Annotated in this window: 12 protein-coding genes; 8 read left to right on the forward strand and 4 right to left on the reverse strand. The window is 65.2% G+C overall.

Annotated features, from left to right (window positions below; translation table 11 throughout):
• The first annotated feature begins 192 nt into the window (after positions 1-192).
• The 3 genes from JYG36_RS18835 to JYG36_RS18845 are packed head-to-tail and all read left to right on the forward strand — an operon-like array spanning position 193 to position 4,743.
• On the forward strand, positions 193-1,371 hold the full coding sequence (locus JYG36_RS18835; RefSeq protein ID WP_213602007.1) for an efflux RND transporter periplasmic adaptor subunit: 1,179 nt from the start codon (positions 193-195) through the stop codon (positions 1,369-1,371).
• Positions 1,372-3,339, forward strand: a complete 1,968-nt coding sequence (locus JYG36_RS18840; RefSeq protein ID WP_093385375.1) for a MacB family efflux pump subunit — start codon at positions 1,372-1,374, stop codon at positions 3,337-3,339.
• 3 nt (positions 3,340-3,342) lie between these two features.
• Positions 3,343-4,743, forward strand: coding sequence for an efflux transporter outer membrane subunit (locus tag JYG36_RS18845; RefSeq protein WP_213602010.1), 1,401 nt, complete (start codon positions 3,343-3,345; stop codon positions 4,741-4,743).
• A 79-nt stretch (positions 4,744-4,822) separates the two neighbouring features.
• Here the strand turns inward: JYG36_RS18845 and pvdP are convergent, their stop codons facing one another.
• Positions 4,823-6,445 (reverse strand): pyoverdine maturation tyrosinase PvdP, encoded by a 1,623-nt coding sequence (gene pvdP, locus JYG36_RS18850; RefSeq protein WP_213602012.1) that lies wholly within the window; start codon positions 6,443-6,445, stop codon positions 4,823-4,825.
• A 145-nt stretch (positions 6,446-6,590) separates the two neighbouring features.
• Between pvdP and JYG36_RS18855 the strand changes: the two genes are divergently transcribed.
• Entirely contained in the window at positions 6,591-7,562 is a 972-nt protein-coding gene (locus JYG36_RS18855) for a siderophore-interacting protein (RefSeq protein WP_093387635.1), read from the forward strand.
• A 212-nt stretch (positions 7,563-7,774) separates the two neighbouring features.
• Here the strand turns inward: JYG36_RS18855 and JYG36_RS18860 are convergent, their stop codons facing one another.
• The 3 genes from JYG36_RS18860 to JYG36_RS18870 form a co-directional block, all read right to left on the reverse strand.
• A complete protein-coding gene (locus JYG36_RS18860) occupies positions 7,775-9,187 on the reverse strand; it encodes an aspartate aminotransferase family protein (RefSeq protein WP_093385389.1) in 1,413 nt (470 codons plus the stop codon).
• A gap of 158 nt (positions 9,188-9,345) precedes the next feature.
• Positions 9,346-10,671: an ATP-binding protein gene (locus JYG36_RS18865; protein WP_213602015.1), complete on the reverse strand. Its 1,326-nt coding sequence runs from the start codon at positions 10,669-10,671 to the stop codon at positions 9,346-9,348.
• A complete protein-coding gene (locus JYG36_RS18870; protein WP_045200496.1) occupies positions 10,668-11,351 on the reverse strand; it encodes a response regulator in 684 nt (227 codons plus the stop codon). Before JYG36_RS18870 ends, JYG36_RS18865 begins: the two co-directional genes overlap by 4 nt.
• A 174-nt stretch (positions 11,352-11,525) precedes the next feature.
• On the opposite strand from JYG36_RS18870, the gene dsbD reads away from it, so the two are divergent.
• From dsbD to JYG36_RS18890, 4 genes are all read left to right on the forward strand, one after another.
• Positions 11,526-13,229, forward strand: a complete 1,704-nt coding sequence (dsbD, locus tag JYG36_RS18875; protein ID WP_213602017.1) for a protein-disulfide reductase DsbD — start codon at positions 11,526-11,528, stop codon at positions 13,227-13,229.
• Positions 13,229-14,086, forward strand: coding sequence for a TlpA family protein disulfide reductase (locus JYG36_RS18880; RefSeq protein ID WP_045200576.1), 858 nt, complete (start codon positions 13,229-13,231; stop codon positions 14,084-14,086). Before dsbD ends, JYG36_RS18880 begins: the two co-directional genes overlap by 1 nt.
• Complete coding sequence (gene dsbG, locus JYG36_RS18885) at positions 14,071-14,835, forward strand: thiol:disulfide interchange protein DsbG (protein ID WP_045200491.1); 765 nt, start codon at positions 14,071-14,073, stop codon at positions 14,833-14,835. Before JYG36_RS18880 ends, dsbG begins: the two co-directional genes overlap by 16 nt.
• A 76-nt stretch (positions 14,836-14,911) precedes the next feature.
• On the forward strand, positions 14,912-15,391 hold the full coding sequence (locus JYG36_RS18890) for a YkgB family protein (protein ID WP_045200489.1): 480 nt from the start codon (positions 14,912-14,914) through the stop codon (positions 15,389-15,391).
• Positions 15,392-15,394: the final 3 nt, after the last annotated feature.

Consider the following 15,394-nt stretch of genomic DNA (forward strand, 5'->3'; position numbering starts at 1 on the left):
TGACTCGTGGTTGAGCGGATCTGAATGATGGCAGTATGCAATAATACAAATTATAATTATTCTCAGCAAGATCAGACCTTGATCCCGGTAAATTCCACGGCCCCCACCTCGTTTACCTGGGAGCCTCCCGTGTCTGCCGTGCCGCTTCGGCAGTGAGATGTCACGGGCCATTCCATCCGGCTGGAACCCTGCATGAAACGCTCACCGAATACTCGTCGCCTGCTGTTGTGTGGCCTCGGCCTGCTCAGCCTGGGCGCCCTGCTCGCCTGGAAAACCCTGCCCGCCGGTGGCGACCCGTTGAGCACCGTTACCGTGACCCGTACCGACATCGAAAGCAGCGTCACGGCCCTGGGTACCTTGCAGCCGCGGCGTTATGTGGACGTGGGTGCCCAGGCCTCCGGGCAGATCCGCAAACTGCACGTCGAGGTGGGAGATCAGGTCAAGGAAGGTCAGTTGCTGGTTGAGATCGACCCCTCCACGCAGCAGGCAAAGCTTGATGCCGGGCGTTTCTCGATCGACAACCTCAAGGCCCAGCTGGATGAGCAGAAGGCTCAGTACCAACTGGCCGAGCAACAGTTCAAGCGCCAGCGCAACCTGGCCGCCGGCGGCGCCACCCGCGAGGAAGACGTGCAAAGCGCCCAGGCCCAGCTGAAGGTCACCCAGGCGCGCATCGACATGTACCGCGCACAGATTCGCCAGGCCCAGGCGAGCCTGCGCAGCGACGAGGCTGAGCTGGGTTACACGCGCATATATGCACCGATGGCCGGCACCGTGGTCGCCGTCGATGCCCGCGAAGGCCAGACCCTTAACGCCCAACAGCAAACCCCGCTGATCCTGCGCATCGCCAAGTTGTCGCCAATGACCGTCTGGGCCCAGGTGTCCGAGGCCGATATCGGCCATGTCAAACCGGGCATGAGCGCCTACTTCACCACCCTGGCCGGCGGCAAGCGCCGCTGGACCAGCAGTGTGCGGCAAATTCTGCCGGTGCCGCCCAAACCCCTCGATCAATCCAGCCAGGGCGGTGGCAGCCCGGCCAGCGCCAGTGGTAGCGGCGCCAGCAGCAAAGTGGTGCTCTATACCGTACTGCTGGATGTCGATAACCCGGACAACGCCCTGATGGCAGAGATGACCACCCAGGTGTTCTTCGTTGCCGGGCGTGCCAGCAAGGTGCTCACCGTACCGGTGGCAGCCCTGGATGATCATGCCGACGGCAATGACCTGCGCATTGCCCAGGTGCTCGACAGCAAGGGCAAGGTCAACCAGCGCCAGGTCCGCACCGGCCTCAGCGACCGCTTGCGGGTGCAGGTGCTCGACGGCCTTGCCGAGGGCGAGCGCCTGCTGATCGGCGCACCTGCCGCAAGCGGGGGTTGAATGTCCACGCCCCTGATCGAACTGCGCGACATCCGCAAATCCTACGGTGGTGTCGATACGCCCAAGGTCGAGGTGGTCCGCGGCATCAGCCTGGCCATCCATCCCGGCGAGTTCGTCGCCATTGTCGGCGCCTCCGGCTCCGGCAAGTCGACGCTGATGAACATCCTCGGCTGCCTTGATCGTCCGACCTCAGGCAACTACTACTTCGCCGGCAAGGACGTCGCCGACCTCGACAGCGACGAGCTGGCCTGGTTGCGCCGTGAAGCCTTCGGCTTCGTGTTCCAGGGCTATCACCTGATCGCTTCGGGCTCGGCCCAGGAAAACGTCGAGATGCCGGCCATCTATGCTGGCACCCCCGCCGCCGAACGCCATGCCCGCGCCGCCGCCTTGCTCGAACGCCTGGGCCTGGCCAGCCGCACCGGCAACCGCCCGCACCAGTTGTCTGGCGGCCAGCAACAGCGGGTGTCGATCGCCCGCGCCTTGATGAACGGCGGACACATCATCCTCGCCGACGAACCGACCGGGGCACTGGACAGCCAGAGCGGCGCCGAAGTCATGGCCCTGCTCGACGAACTGGCCAGCCAGGGCCACGTGGTGATCCTGATTACCCACGACCGCGAAGTCGCGGCGCGGGCCAAGCGGGTCATCGAGATTCGTGACGGCCTGGTGCTCAGTGATTCGGCAGAGCAATCTGCTGCTCCCGCCGCCAGCGCTCCCGGCCTGCAAGCCGAAGACCTGCGCCAGCGCCTGAACCTCGGCGCCACTGCCAGCGGCGCCTGGAAAGGCGAGCTGGTCGAAGCCCTGCAGGCGGCCTGGCGGATCATGTGGATCAACCGTTTCCGCACCGCCCTGACCCTGCTCGGGATCGTCATCGGCGTGGCTTCGGTAGTGGTCATGCTGGCCGTCGGCGAAGGCAGCAAGCGCCAGGTCATGGCGCAGATGGCAGCCTTCGGCTCGAACATCCTGTACCTGAGCGGCAGCGCCCCGACACTGCGTGAACCGGCCGGGGTCATCACCCTCGACGATGTCGCCGCAGTATCCAGCCTGCCGCAGGTGAAGATGATCATGCCGGTGATCGGCAACTCGCTGATGGTGCGCTACGGCAACAATAACCAGCAGTTCTATGTGGGTGGCAACAACACCCACTTCAGCGAAATCTTCAATTGGCCGGTGGTCGAAGGCAGCTTCTTCACCGAGGCCGATGAACAGAGCGCGGCAGCCGTGGCGGTCATCGGCCAGAAGGTGCGGGAGAAACTATTTGGAGCCGGTAACGACCCCATCGGCCAGTACATCCTGGTCGAAAACGTGCCCTTCCAGGTGGTCGGCATTCTCGCCGGCAAAGGCGCAAGCTCGGGCGACCAGGACAGCGACGAGCGCATCGTGGTGCCCTACTCGGCCGCCGCCATCCGCCTGTTCGGCAGCCGCAACCCGGAGTACGTGACCATCGCCGCCGCCGACTCACGGCGCGTGGCCGACACGGAAGCGGCCATCGACCACCTGATGCGCAAGCTTCACAACGGCAAGCACGACTATGAACTGACCAACGACGCGGCGCTGATCCAGGCCGAAGCGCGCACGCAGAATACCCTGTCGCTGATGCTCGGCTCGATCGCCGCGATCTCGCTGCTGGTCGGCGGTATCGGGGTGATGAACATCATGCTGATGACGGTGCGCGAGCGTACCCGCGAGATCGGCATCCGCATGGCCACTGGCGCCCGCCAGCGCGACATCCTGCGCCAGTTTCTCAGCGAAGCGGTGCTGCTGTCGATGGTCGGCGGGGTCACCGGCATTGCCCTGGCCCTGTTGATTGGCGGCGTGTTGCTGCTGGCCGATATTGCCGTGGCCTTCTCCTTGCCTGCCGTGCTTGGCGCCTTTGCCTGCGCGGTGGTCACCGGCGTGGTGTTCGGCTTCATGCCCGCGCGCAAAGCCGCCCGCCTCGACCCGGTCAAAGCCCTTACCAGCGAATAATCCATGAACCTGCCCAGCCGTCTCAGTGTCCTGTCGATCAGTTTGGTGCTTGCCGCCTGTACCTCAACCACCCCTGCACCTTCGAGTGGCCTGCAGGCGCCAGCGCAGTGGCAGGGCCAGGCAGCCAGCACCCCGCTGCCCCACGAGAACTGGTGGCAGCAGTTCTCCAGCCCCGCGCTCGATCAACTGATCGAACACGCCCGGCGCAACAGCTTCGATCTGGCCGCTGCCGCCGCGCGTATTCGCCAGGCTCAGGCCTCGGCGGTCATTGCCGGCGCGCCGTTGCTGCCTGAACTCAAGTTCGGCCTGGATGCCAGACGCCAACGCCTGCTGCATGGCAACGGCTTCGACCAACTCGATGCCAGCAGCCGCGAACGCACCAGCACCTCGTTCGGCACCCGCTTGAGCGCCAGCTACGAAGTGGATTTCTGGGGCGGTAAAACGGCCGCACGCGACAGCGCCCTGTTCAACCTCGATGCCAGCCGTTTCGATCGCCAGACCGTCGAGCTGACCTTGCTCAGCGGTGTTGCCAACAGCTACCTGCAGAGCCTGGCCCTGCGTGAGCAGGTGCGTATCGCCCGCCTCAACCTGAGCAATGCCGAGGATGTCCTGCGCCTGGTCGAAACCCGCTATCAGTCTGGCTCGGCCACCGCCCTGGAACTGGCCCAGCAACGCAGCCTGGTCGCCGGCCAGCAGCGCCAGGTGCCGTTGTTCGAGCAGCAGTTGCAAGAGGCGCGCATCACCCTGGCAACCTTGCTCGGCGAGCCGGTGCAGGCGCTGCCCGCCCTTGAAGAATCAATTACCCGCCTGAACTGGCCGCAGATCGGCAGCGGCGTGCCCAGCGAGCTGCTCAGCCGCCGTCCCGACATTGCCACCGCCGAAGCCAGCCTGGCCGCCGCCCAGGCAGACGTGCAGGTTGCCCGCGCAGCAATGCTGCCGAGCCTGACCCTGGGCGCCGACCTGGGCTCGGGTGCCGACACCTTTGCCCAGGTGCTGCGCAGCCCCTACTACACCCTGAGTGCCGGACTGGCTGCGCCGATCTTCAACAACGGCCGCCTGCGCGCCGAGCGCGACAAGGCCCGCGCCAAGCAGGACGAACTACTGGAGAATTACCGCAGCAGCATCATCAACGGCTTTGCCGATGTCGAGAAGGCGCTCAATGGCATCAGCGGTGTTGACCAGCAGCGCCAGTCGCAGGATGAGGAAGTGCAGCAGGCGCAGATCGCTTTCACCCTCTCCGAGCGCCGCTACCAGGCCGGCGCCGAGACCCTGCTGACCGTACTGGAAACCCAGCGCACCCTGTACCAGGCGCAAGACCAGCAGGTGCAACTGCGCCTGGCCCGCCTGCAAGGCAGCGTGGCGCTGTACAAGGCATTGGGCGGCGGATGGCAGGTGGTTCGCTAAATCATTGACCTGCCTGCACAAAACCTGTGGGGGCCGGCCTTGCCGGCGATGGCCTGCACAGCAGGCCCAATACAGCCAATCAGCTCACAATCCCGCGCAACGACAAATGCCGCGCATACCAGGGCCGCTGCGGCACCCGGCGCACCAGGTCGCCGATCTTGTCGTCTTCACCAAAGGTAATGCGCAGAGCCAGCTTCATGATCTCGACATCCATTTCCACCGATTTGCCCGGGAACATCCCCGGCGTGGTGCTGCAGCCATGGGTCACCGGCCCCAGCCACGGGTCGTCGACCTCGACCCAGCGCCCCGGGGCGAACCACTGCACGCCATTGACCTCAAGACGCCGAACCTGCCCCGGGTTGTAGCGCTCATGGGCGCGGTACCAATCCTCGATGCGATCATCGATCCAGCCATGGAACCCCCAGAATACCGGGTTGACATGGGACGAGAACGGATCGCCGAGAAAGTCGTTTTCCGCCTCGTACCAGCGCCCGGCAAAATCAGCCGGGTCCCGGGCAAACGGCACTGGCGCACCGTTGACCGGATCACGTGGCACCGAGGCCCAGCACATGTGCAGCCAATCGTGCAGGTTCATTTCCAGCTCCGAACCGAATGCACCGAGGGTCAGCTTCGACAGGTACAGCGGGTCCTGGTACTGCGATTCCCAGACCTGGAAATTACTGCAGAAGGTCTCGCCGGCCTTGATCGCCGAGACCCATACGCCATAAGCCTCGTCGCCCGGTGCCCGCCAACCGGGAGGTACACAGTAACCGTCATGGTTGTCGTAATAGCGGGCAAAACCCTGGCGGTCGTGTTCGACGCTGGGTTGCGGCAAGGGGAAATGCGGCCATGACGGCAGGTCCTGCATCGACCGCGCCGTACCGAGCATATGCCGGTGCATGAACAGAAAGTCCACCCCCGAGCCATTGCGATGCTTGCGCGGGCCGCGGGCATCACGCTCCTTGTCACGCGGGCCGGGCTGCCAGCCCAGGCCACGCAAGGCACCGTGTTTTTCTTCAGACAGCCGATGCCATTTGTCACGGGTCGCGTGCCAGAGCTGATGGAACAAGCGGTGCTCGGCGCTGATCAGCCAGGCTTGCAACTGCGGAGTATAGGGCAGCCGCTCACGGGCTTCAGGAAACAGGCGCTTGACGGCAACGAAGTGACTGTCGGCCAAGGGCAAGACCATCGAGCGATCCAGCGGTTGCAAGCGGCCACTGAGGGTAGCGCTGCCAGCGTTGCCAAAACTGCCCCAGACTTCATCCAGGCTCGCGGTACATTCATAACCCGGCCCGCCCTGGGTGCTCATCAGCCGCCAGCGCACCGTGGCGGTGGACGCCCCGACCAGGTCGCCAAGCACTCGGTAGGCGGCCGGGGCGTCGCTGCGCAGAACCAGTTCGGTATCGACAAAACCACGCAGGCCACGGCCTTTGGCGGCGACGTCGAGGTACATCTGCAAGCCTTCCACAGGCAGCCCGGCGAGCTCGCCATCGGCACCGCTCAAACGCAAATCCCAGACGCCGCGCAATTGATCGGCCAGGTGCTGGCCAGCGGCATCCGCGAGCTCAACGCTGGCCTCGCCGGGGGTGACGATGTCGTCCTGTGGATCGTGGGTCAGTTGCTTGTGCGCGTAATAGGCGGCTGGCACGGTCGCGCCCGCCACCGCCAGGCCCGCTATGAATCCTCGTCGCGAAATCGTCATCGTCCTACCCGTATCAGCCATGAAGCAGGCTTTATCCAAGCTAGGACGTTTCCTGGAGGGGGAAATTTAACCACTGCCGCCCTGTGCTAATTCGATCGGCGGCTATTTCGTTTTCAAGGAACCTCCCTTGGAAAAGGTACCGCCCATGTCAGCCTCCACCTCCCTGACCAACGCCCTGGGCAACGGTCTGCGCAAGCTGGTCGGCAAACCTGCCAGAACCAGTGCCTACGGAGTGTTCGATGTGCAGCTCAAAGCCATCATTGCCCTCAGCCCGTCCCTCAGCCGCTTCGTGTTCAGCGGTGAGGATGTCGGGCAGATGCGTACCCTGGCTGCCGACCAGCGCATCAAGATCTTCTTTCCCTCTGCCGATGGCCAATACCCGAACCTGCCCAAGCAAGGTTCCTGGCAGCAAGCGCGTCGCGGCCTGAGCGCCGAGCAGAGCCCGCCGATGCGTACCTACACCATCCGCGACCTGCGCCGCGAGGCACTGGAAGTGGATGTCGACTTCGTCCTGCACGGCGTCAACGGCCCGGCATCGACCTGGGCGACCCAGGCACGCATCGGCGATCGCCTGCAGATGGTCGCCCCGAACCTGGCCTTCGACGCCGACCCCGGCGGCTACGAATGGCGCCCCCCGAAGAACCTGCGCAACCTGCTGCTGATCGGCGATGAAACCGCCCTGCCGGCAATAGCCGGCATCCTTGAGCAGGTGGCCGCAGACCTGCCCGAAGTCCCGGTACAGGCGTTCATCGAAGTCCCCTGCGAAGCCGATTGCCTCGACCTGACCTGCAGCCGCGCCACCGAACTGAACTGGCTGCCGCGCGAAGTGCTGCACTGCACCCACGGCGAAGCGATGATCCATGCCATCCGCGAGCTGGCGCGCCTGCCGGCAGCCGCAGCGCGTACAGGTGCGAAGGTCGCCCTGGAGGAGGTCGATATCGACCGGCAGATCCTCTGGGAACTGGCTCAACCCGGCAACGGCGACTTCTATGCCTGGATCGCCGGCGAGTCGGCAGCGGTGATGAATATCCGTCGCTACCTGATCACCGAGCGCGGGCTGGATCGCAGCGCCCTGACCCTGATGGGTTACTGGCGCGCGGGTCGCACGTTCGACTGAGGGCCATAAAAAGGGCTCTTCACTGAATCCTGGGTTGGGGGGCGCGAGCTTATCCATTCGCTGTGGCGCGGCGCCACAGTGAATGGATAAGCTCGCAGCCTCAACATCCCAACCCAACCCAACCCAACCCAAGAATCATAGTCCCCAGGATAGCGTGAAGATCCATAAAAAAGCCCGGTGCACTGCCCCGGGCTTTTACATGCCTGGGCCGTTTACAGTCTGGCCACCGCCGCAGCAACCGCCCGAGCAAAGCGCGCCGCCACCTCATCTACCTGCTCGGCAGTAATGATCAGCGGTGGCAGGAAACGCACCACGGCGCCCTGACGCCCACCCAGTTCCAGAATCAGCCCACGCTTTAGGCATTCGCGCTGCACCAGCGGTGCCAGGCGCGGGCAGACCGGCGGATGCCCCTGGGCATCGAGCTGCCCTTGCGGATCAACCAGCTCGACCCCCAGCATCAGGCCACGGCCACGAATATCCCCCAACTGCGCGAAGTCCGCCTGCAAGCGGCGCAGATGACCGGCCAGGCGTTCGCCCATGGCCTGGGCATGGCTGCACAGGTCGTGTGACTTGAGGTAGTTGATCACCGCCGAGCCTGCGGCCATGGCCATCTGGTTGCCACGGAAAGTACCGGCGTGCGCCCCCGGCTGCCAGGTGTCCAGCCACTGGCGATAGACCACCACCGCCAACGGCAGGCTGCCGCCAATGGCCTTGGACAACACCACCACATCCGGAGTGATGCCTGCATGCTCGAAGGCAAACATTTTGCCGGTGCGGGCAAAACCACTCTGGATCTCGTCGACGATCAGCGCCACACCGGCCTTCTCGGTAATGCGCCGCACACCGCGCAGCCATTCGATGTCCGCCGGGATTACCCCGCCTTCACCCTGGACCACTTCGACGATCACCGCCGCCGGCAGTTGCACGCCGCTCTCCGGGTCGCTGAGCAGGTTTTCCAGGTAGTGCAGGTTGACCTTCACGCCCTCTTCGCCGCCCAGCCCGAAAGGGCAGCGATAGTCATAAGGGTACGGCAGGAACTGCACGCCATTGGCCAGCAAGGCGGCCAGCGGCTTCTTCGGCCCCAGGCTGCCCATCAGGCTCAGGGCGCCCTGAGACATGCCGTGGTAGCCGCCCTGGAACGACAGCACGGTGTTACGCCCGGTAGCGGTGCGCACCAGTTTCAACGCCGCTTCCACCGCGTCGGTGCCGGTCGGCCCGCAAAACTGGATCTTCGCTTCGCCGCGCAGTTGCTCGGGCAGCAGGCTGAACAGGTCCTGGACGAACTGGTCCTTGACCGGCGTGGTCAGGTCCAGGGTGTGCAGCGGCAGTTCATCGGCCAGCACCTGCTGGATCGCTTCGATCACCAGCGGATGGTTATGCCCCAGCGCCAGGGTCCCGGCGCCGGCCAGACAGTCGATGAACTGACGCCCTTCTACGTCTTCGACATAGATGCCACGGGCGCGCTTGAGCGCCAGCGGAATGCGCCGCGGGTAACTGCGCGCATTGGATTCCTGCAGGCTCTGGCGGGCCAGCAACGGCGACTCATTGAATGCATAAAGTGTTTCAGCAGCGTCTGCGGTGGAAGACACCGGCAGCGCCTGGGCAAGGCTGATAGCGACTGACATCTGGGAAACCCTCGCAAGCAAGCGGATGTGCCCGTCACGCGCCTGTTGCCAGAGGAGTGCGGGTTGTTATCGCTTGAAAAACGCTTCAGCGCCCTGCGGATTTAGCCGATGCCCATCAACGCTACGGATTTTTTCAACTGCCGCTTTGCACTTACCGGTCACGACGGGTTTGCACGCAACGGAATGTGCAACAACACCCGCAAGCCATCGCTGCGGCTGTCAAAGCGCAAGCTGCCGGCACAGCGCTGGACGATCGCCTGGACAATCGCCAGGCCCAACCCGCATCCGCCGCTCTGGCTATGGCGCCAGAAGCGCTCGGTCAGGTGCTCGATGTCCTGTTCGGGAATACCGGGGCCGTGATCGCGCACCAAAAATGCCACCCGGTCCTGTTCCATCTGCACTGCCAGCTCCACCGGTTCGCTGCCACGGGTATGACGCAGGGCGTTGTCGAGCAGGTTGCGCAGGGCCGTGACCGCCAGTGGCGTGGGCATCCCGAGGTAGAGCTGGGCGGCGCCGGGCGCCAACTGCAGATCGATACGCCGGGCGTTGTCGACCCCGGTGTCCAGGATTGCCTGGCGGGCGATCTGCTCGGCGTTGCATTGCAGGCCGTCTTCAAACGACAGTCGGCCTTCCACCCGGGCCAGCAGCAACAGTTGTTCAAGAGTCCGGTGCAGACGATCGGCGCCCTGCTCGGCGTGTTCAAGGGCCTGCTCGCGCACCTCGCCATCGGTCATCCGTGCCACCTGCAGGTGGGTTTTGATCGCGGTCAGCGGGCTGCGCAGCTCATGGGCGGCATCATCGGTCAGGCGCCGTTCGCGCTCGATGGTCTGGCCAATGCGCAAAAACAGCTGGTTCTGGGTTTCCAGCAAAGGTTGCAGCTCACTGGGCAGGCCGCGCACCTGCAAGGGCTCAAGGGAGTCAGGGCTGCGCCGGCGCAAGGCATCGCGCATCCGGTTGAGCGGCGCCAGCCCCTTGCCAACACCCATCCACAGCAAGCCGAGGCTGCCGAGCAAGGCCATCAGCACCGGTGCCGAGGCCGCCAGCAGGATCGAACGGTTGAGGGCCTCGCGCTCCTGATGGCGGTCGGCGGTGGTAATGCGCACATCGCCATGGGCATAGGTGAAACTGCGCCAGCGGGCGCCGTCGATGGTCTGGTCGCGAAACCCGCTGCGCTGGTCGTCGAGGGGCTGCTCATTATTATGGCTGCGGGCAAGAATCTCGCCGCGCAGCGAGCTGACCTGGCAGGCCATGCCGTCGACGCTCAACTGGTCGGCGCTCAGGCGCGTGCCCTCGCCCTTGCTCGACAGCGGTTGCGGCAACTGGTCGACCAGGCCGGCAACCATGCGTGCCGATGCCACCAGGCGCTGGTCGAGGGAGAACATCATCTGCATGCGCAGGTCGCGCAGCATCCACGCCGCGGCCAGCACCCAGATGACGATGAAGGCGGTGCCCAGGATCAGGGTCAGGCGCAAACGCAAAGTCATGCTTGCGGCTCCTCCGGCAGTTGCGCCGGGCCCAGGCGATAACCCAGGCCGCGCACGGTTTCGACGATACCGTTGCCCAGTTTGCGCCGCAGGTGGTGGATATGCACGTTCAGGGCGTTGCTCTCGACCTCGTCGCCAAAGCCATAGACGCTGTCCTTGAGCTGTTCGCTGGAGAGCACCCGGCCACGGTTGTGCAGCAACGCCTGCAACAGCGCCTGCTCGCGCCGCGACAGGTCGACCGGGCGGCCACCCAGGCAGGTTTCGCGGCTGCTGGGGTCGTAGCTTAGCGGGCCATGCTCGATGATGTTCACCGCTCGCCCGGCGGCGCGGCGCAGCAAGGTGTGCAGACGTGCGGCCAGTTCACGCAGGTCGAACGGCTTGAGCAGGTAATCGTCGCCACCGGCCTGCAGGCCCTCGACCCGGTCAGTGACCGCATCGCGGGCGGTGAGGATCAGCACCGGCAGCTCATGGCCCTGCTGGCGCAGGCGCTGCAGCAGCTTGAGGCCGTCTTCGTCGGGCAGGCCGAGATCGAGCACCATGACGTCGAACGCCGCGGCCTGGAGCATGGCCTGGGCCGCGCCGGCGCTGGCCACCCGGTCGACGGTCATGCCCTGGGCGCCCAGGCCGGCGCTGATGCCGCTGGCGATCAGGTCATCATCCTCGCAGAGCAGTACGTGCATGGTCGGGTCTCGATCTTAAAAGGCTTATTCAAGCCCAGGCGGATTAACCCAGGATTATGCCGCGCCAGGCCACAACCGTCGCGGCCTTGGCGACAGCCGTCAGCCAACGGGTTAACTTTCGGTTAATCGGGCTGGGCCAAGCTGGGCCCTTCATCGCATTGCCAAGGCGTCGACATGCGCGTTTTTCTGTTTGCCCTGATGTTCCTGCTAAGCGGCCTGAGCCAGGCCAACCCGTTTGCCCAGAGCGATTTTTTGCCGGTCAACAAGGCCTTCGTGTTCAGCAGCGAACGCCTGGAATCGGGGCAAATGCGCCTGCACTGGCAGATCACCGATGGTTACTACCTGTACCAGAAACGCCTGAAATTCGACGGCCTGGCCCCCGAGCAGCAACCGCAACTGCCACCCGCCCTGCCCCACAGCGATGAGTACTTTGGTGAAACCCAGGTCTACCGTGGCGAGCTCGAGCTGATCCTGCCCGCCAGCGCCAGCGGCGAACTGCGCATGGGCTGGCAGGGCTGCGCCGACGCCGGGCTGTGCTACCCGCCACAAACCAGTGTGGTCAGCCTGGGTGGTACAAGCGCCGCCGCGCAGGCCAGCGACCAGGCCCTGGCCGGCGGCCTGCAACAGTCGACCCTGGCCTGGAACCTGCTGGCCTTCCTCGGCCTGGGCCTGCTGCTGGCCTTCACCCCGTGCTCGTTGCCGATGCTGCCGATTCTCGCCGGTCTGGTACTGGGCAGTGGTGCCAGTGCCCGCCGCGGCTGGTTGCTGGCCAGCGTCTATGTGCTGAGCATGGCCCTGGTCTACGCCGCCCTGGGCGTGGTTGCCGCATTGCTGGGCGCAAGCTTTCAGGCCTGGCTGCAGCAACCCTGGCTGCTGGGCACCCTGGCCGGGCTGTTCGTGCTACTGGCCCTGCCGATGTTCGGCGCCTTCGAGCTGCAGCTACCTGTATGGATCCGCGACCGCCTGGAGCGTGCCGGGAATGGCACCCGCGGCGGCAACCTGTACGGCGCGGCCTTGCTCGGGGCCTTGTCGGGCCTGCTGATGGGCCCGTGCATGACCGCACCGCTGGCCGGCGCCCTGCTGTACATCGCCCAGAGCGGCAATGCCGTGCATGGCGGCCTGGTACTGTTCACCCTCGGCCTGGGCATGGGCCTGCCGTTGCTGTTGCTGGTCACCCTCGGCAACCGCTACCTGCCGCGCCCGGGCGCCTGGATGAACCGGGTCAAGGGCCTGTTCGGCTTCGTCTTCCTGGCCATGGCCCTGTATACCCTGCGTGCGGTGCTGGAGCCTTCGCTGTGGCTAGGCCTGGCCGGTGCCTGGCTAATCGCCCTGGCCTGGGCTGCGTGGCCGGCCTTGCAAGCTATGCGGGCGCTTCGGGCACTGTCGCTACTGCTGGGCTTGTGGGGCAGCCTGTTGATCGTCGGCGCGGCAGCCGGTGGCAACGACCCCTGGCAGCCGCTGCAGCCGTTCACCGCCGCCAGCGCGCCAATGGGCCTTGCCGTGCCGCATGATGCCTTCACCACCGTCAGTCAGCCGGCCGAACTGCAGCGCGAGCTGGAGGCGGCCAAGGCCCAGGGCCAGTGGGTGATGCTCGACTACTATGCTGACTGGTGCGTGTCGTGCAAGGTCATGGAGAAACAGGTGTTCGCCCGCGCCGACGTACTGGCGGCGCTTGGCGGCGTGCGCCTGCTGCGCCTGGATGTGACCGCCGACGCACCGTCCAGTCGCGAGTTGCTGCAGCGCTACCAGGTCCCGGGCCCGCCCAGCCTGATCTGGATCGGCCCGGAGGGCAACGAGCGCCGGGCCCGGCGCATCACCGGTGAAATCGATGCGGCGAACTTCCTCCAACACTGGGCCGCTACCCGGAGCCAAGGATGATGCTGACCGTCGCACTCGGGCCACTGACCATGGCCCTGAACCACCTGCTGCTGATCTGCGCCCTGGCCCTGGCCAGCCTTGTTGGCTGGCGCGTCGCCAAGCGCGGCGGCGACAACCCCGAGTCGGTGCTGTTCGGCCTGTTCCTGCTCGGCCTGCTCAGTGCGCGCCTGGGCTTTGTCATCCAGTACTGGGCGATGTACCGCGAAGACCTGCTGCAGGTCATCGACCTGCGCGATGGCGGCTTTCTGCTCTGGCCAGGCCTGCTGGCGGTAGCCATCGGCGCCTTCTGCCTCGGCTATCGCCGCCCGGCCCTGCGCCGGCCGCTGGGCTGGGGCCTGCTCAGCGGTGGCCTGTTCTGGCTGCTCGGCAGCCTGGCCAGCCACCTGTATGACCAGGGCACTCAACTGCCGGAAATGAGCTTGCGCAAGGCCAGTGGCCAGTCCGTCGAGCTCACCGACTACCGCGGCAAGCCACTGGTGATCAACCTCTGGGCTACCTGGTGCCCGCCGTGCCGGCGCGAGATGCCGGTGCTGCAACAGGCCCAGGGTGATTACCCGGACATCACCTTCCTGTTCGTCAATCAGGGCGAGGCGCCACAGACCGTGGTCACCTTCCTCGCCACCACCGGCCTTAATCTGTCCCACGTGCTGTTCGACAGCGGCGGCCAGCTGGCGCAGAAGGTCGGCTCCATGGCCTTGCCCACCACCTTGTTCTATAACGCCGAGGGTCGCCTGGTCGGCAGCCATCTTGGCGAGCTGTCGCGGGCCAGCCTCAGCCATGCCCTGCAATCTTTCGAGCACGCGCCCGCGCCTGCCGCCCCATCCCCCACAAGGAACGTCGCATGCGATCTCTGCTGAAACTGCCCCTCACCCTGGCCGTGGGCCTGATGACCAGCCAGCTGGCGCTGGCTGAAACACTCCCCAAGGCCATCCAGCAACTGGAGGCCAAAGGCGCAAAAATCAAAGGCAGCTTCGACGCCCCCGATGGCCTGCGTGGCTACGCGGCCGAATACCAGAACCGCGGCCTGGCACTGTACCTGACCGCCGATGGCAAGCATGTGCTGGTGGGCAGCCTGTTCGACGAGCAAGGCAAGGACCTGAGCCAGGCGCCGCTGGAAAAACTGGTGTACGCCCCCATGGCCAAGGAGGTCTGGGCAAAGATGGAAAAAACCGCCTGGATCGCCGACGGCAAGGCCGATGCACCACGCATCGTCTACCTGTTCAGCGACCCCAATTGCCCGTACTGCAACATGTTCTGGCAGCAGGCGCGGCCCTGGGTCGAATCGGGCAAGGTGCAGTTGCGGCACATCATGGTCGGTATCATCCGCGAAGACAGCCCGGGCAAATCGGCCGCCCTGCTGGCCAGCAAGGACCCGGCCAAGGCCCTGGCACAACATGAAAAGGCCGGAAAGGCCAGTACCCTCAAGGCCCTGGACAAGGTTCCCGAAGCGGTACAAGCCAAGCTCGACGCCAACCTCGCGGTCATGGAAGAACTCGGTTTGTCAGCAACCCCGGCGATCTTCTACCTCGACGACCAGCAGCAACTGCAAACCCAACAGGGCGCTCCGCGTCCGGAGCTGCTGGGCAAGATCCTCGGCAAGCGTTGAGCACGCAATTGATGTAACAACAGGGCGGTCACGGCGTCTTGAGGATACCTGCCTCATCCCACCACAGGACCTCGCCATGACCCGCCCTGCCTACCTTGACCGCTTCATCCGCTCCTCCCTGGACATCCAGCTGCTGCGCTGGAGCCTGATCCTGATTTTCTTCGGCTTTGGCTATGCCAAGTGGTTCGATTACGAAGCCCAGGCCCTGATCCCGCTGATCGACAACAGCCCGTTGCTGTCCTGGCTGCACCTGGCCTTTGGCATCCACGGCGCCAGCTATGCGCTGGGCGTGGCGGAATGGGCGATTGGCGCGGCGTTGCTGGCCGGCATCTGGCAACCACGGCTGGCGGTGATCGGCGCCCTGGGCTCGGTGCTCACCTACGCCACCACCCTGACCCTGATCGTTACCACTCCGGGCGGCTGGGAGAACAGTGCTGGCGGGTTCCCGGCCATGGGCGGGGCGACGTCCTTCCTGATCAAGGACGCCGTGCTGCTGGCCGCTTCAGTCGCCTTGCTCAAGCACGACCTGCAGCGCAACAGCCCCACCCCGGCCTGAAGC

The organism is Pseudomonas sp. SORT22, assembly GCF_018417635.1.
Lineage (GTDB): Bacteria > Pseudomonadota > Gammaproteobacteria > Pseudomonadales > Pseudomonadaceae > Aquipseudomonas.

Excerpts from the sequence above, each read along its gene's own strand:
- JYG36_RS18845 (WP_213602010.1), top strand. The coding sequence starts at position 3,343 with ATGAACCTGCCCAGCCGTCTCAGTGTCCTGTCGATCAGTTTGGTGCTT.
- JYG36_RS18860 (WP_093385389.1), bottom strand. The coding sequence starts at position 9,187 with ATGTCAGTCGCTATCAGCCTTGCCCAGGCGCTGCCGGTGTCTTCCACC.
- dsbG (WP_045200491.1), top strand. The coding sequence starts at position 14,071 with ATGCGATCTCTGCTGAAACTGCCCCTCACCCTGGCCGTGGGCCTGATG.
- dsbD (WP_213602017.1), top strand. The coding sequence starts at position 11,526 with ATGCGCGTTTTTCTGTTTGCCCTGATGTTCCTGCTAAGCGGCCTGAGC.
- JYG36_RS18870 (WP_045200496.1), bottom strand. The coding sequence starts at position 11,351 with ATGCACGTACTGCTCTGCGAGGATGATGACCTGATCGCCAGCGGCATC.
- JYG36_RS18890 (WP_045200489.1), top strand. The coding sequence starts at position 14,912 with ATGACCCGCCCTGCCTACCTTGACCGCTTCATCCGCTCCTCCCTGGAC.
- JYG36_RS18880 (WP_045200576.1), top strand. The coding sequence starts at position 13,229 with ATGCTGACCGTCGCACTCGGGCCACTGACCATGGCCCTGAACCACCTG.
- JYG36_RS18865 (WP_213602015.1), bottom strand. The coding sequence starts at position 10,671 with ATGACTTTGCGTTTGCGCCTGACCCTGATCCTGGGCACCGCCTTCATC.
- pvdP (WP_213602012.1), bottom strand. The coding sequence starts at position 6,445 with ATGACGATTTCGCGACGAGGATTCATAGCGGGCCTGGCGGTGGCGGGC.
- JYG36_RS18840 (WP_093385375.1), top strand. The coding sequence starts at position 1,372 with ATGTCCACGCCCCTGATCGAACTGCGCGACATCCGCAAATCCTACGGT.
- JYG36_RS18855 (WP_093387635.1), top strand. The coding sequence starts at position 6,591 with ATGTCAGCCTCCACCTCCCTGACCAACGCCCTGGGCAACGGTCTGCGC.
- JYG36_RS18835 (WP_213602007.1), top strand. The coding sequence starts at position 193 with ATGAAACGCTCACCGAATACTCGTCGCCTGCTGTTGTGTGGCCTCGGC.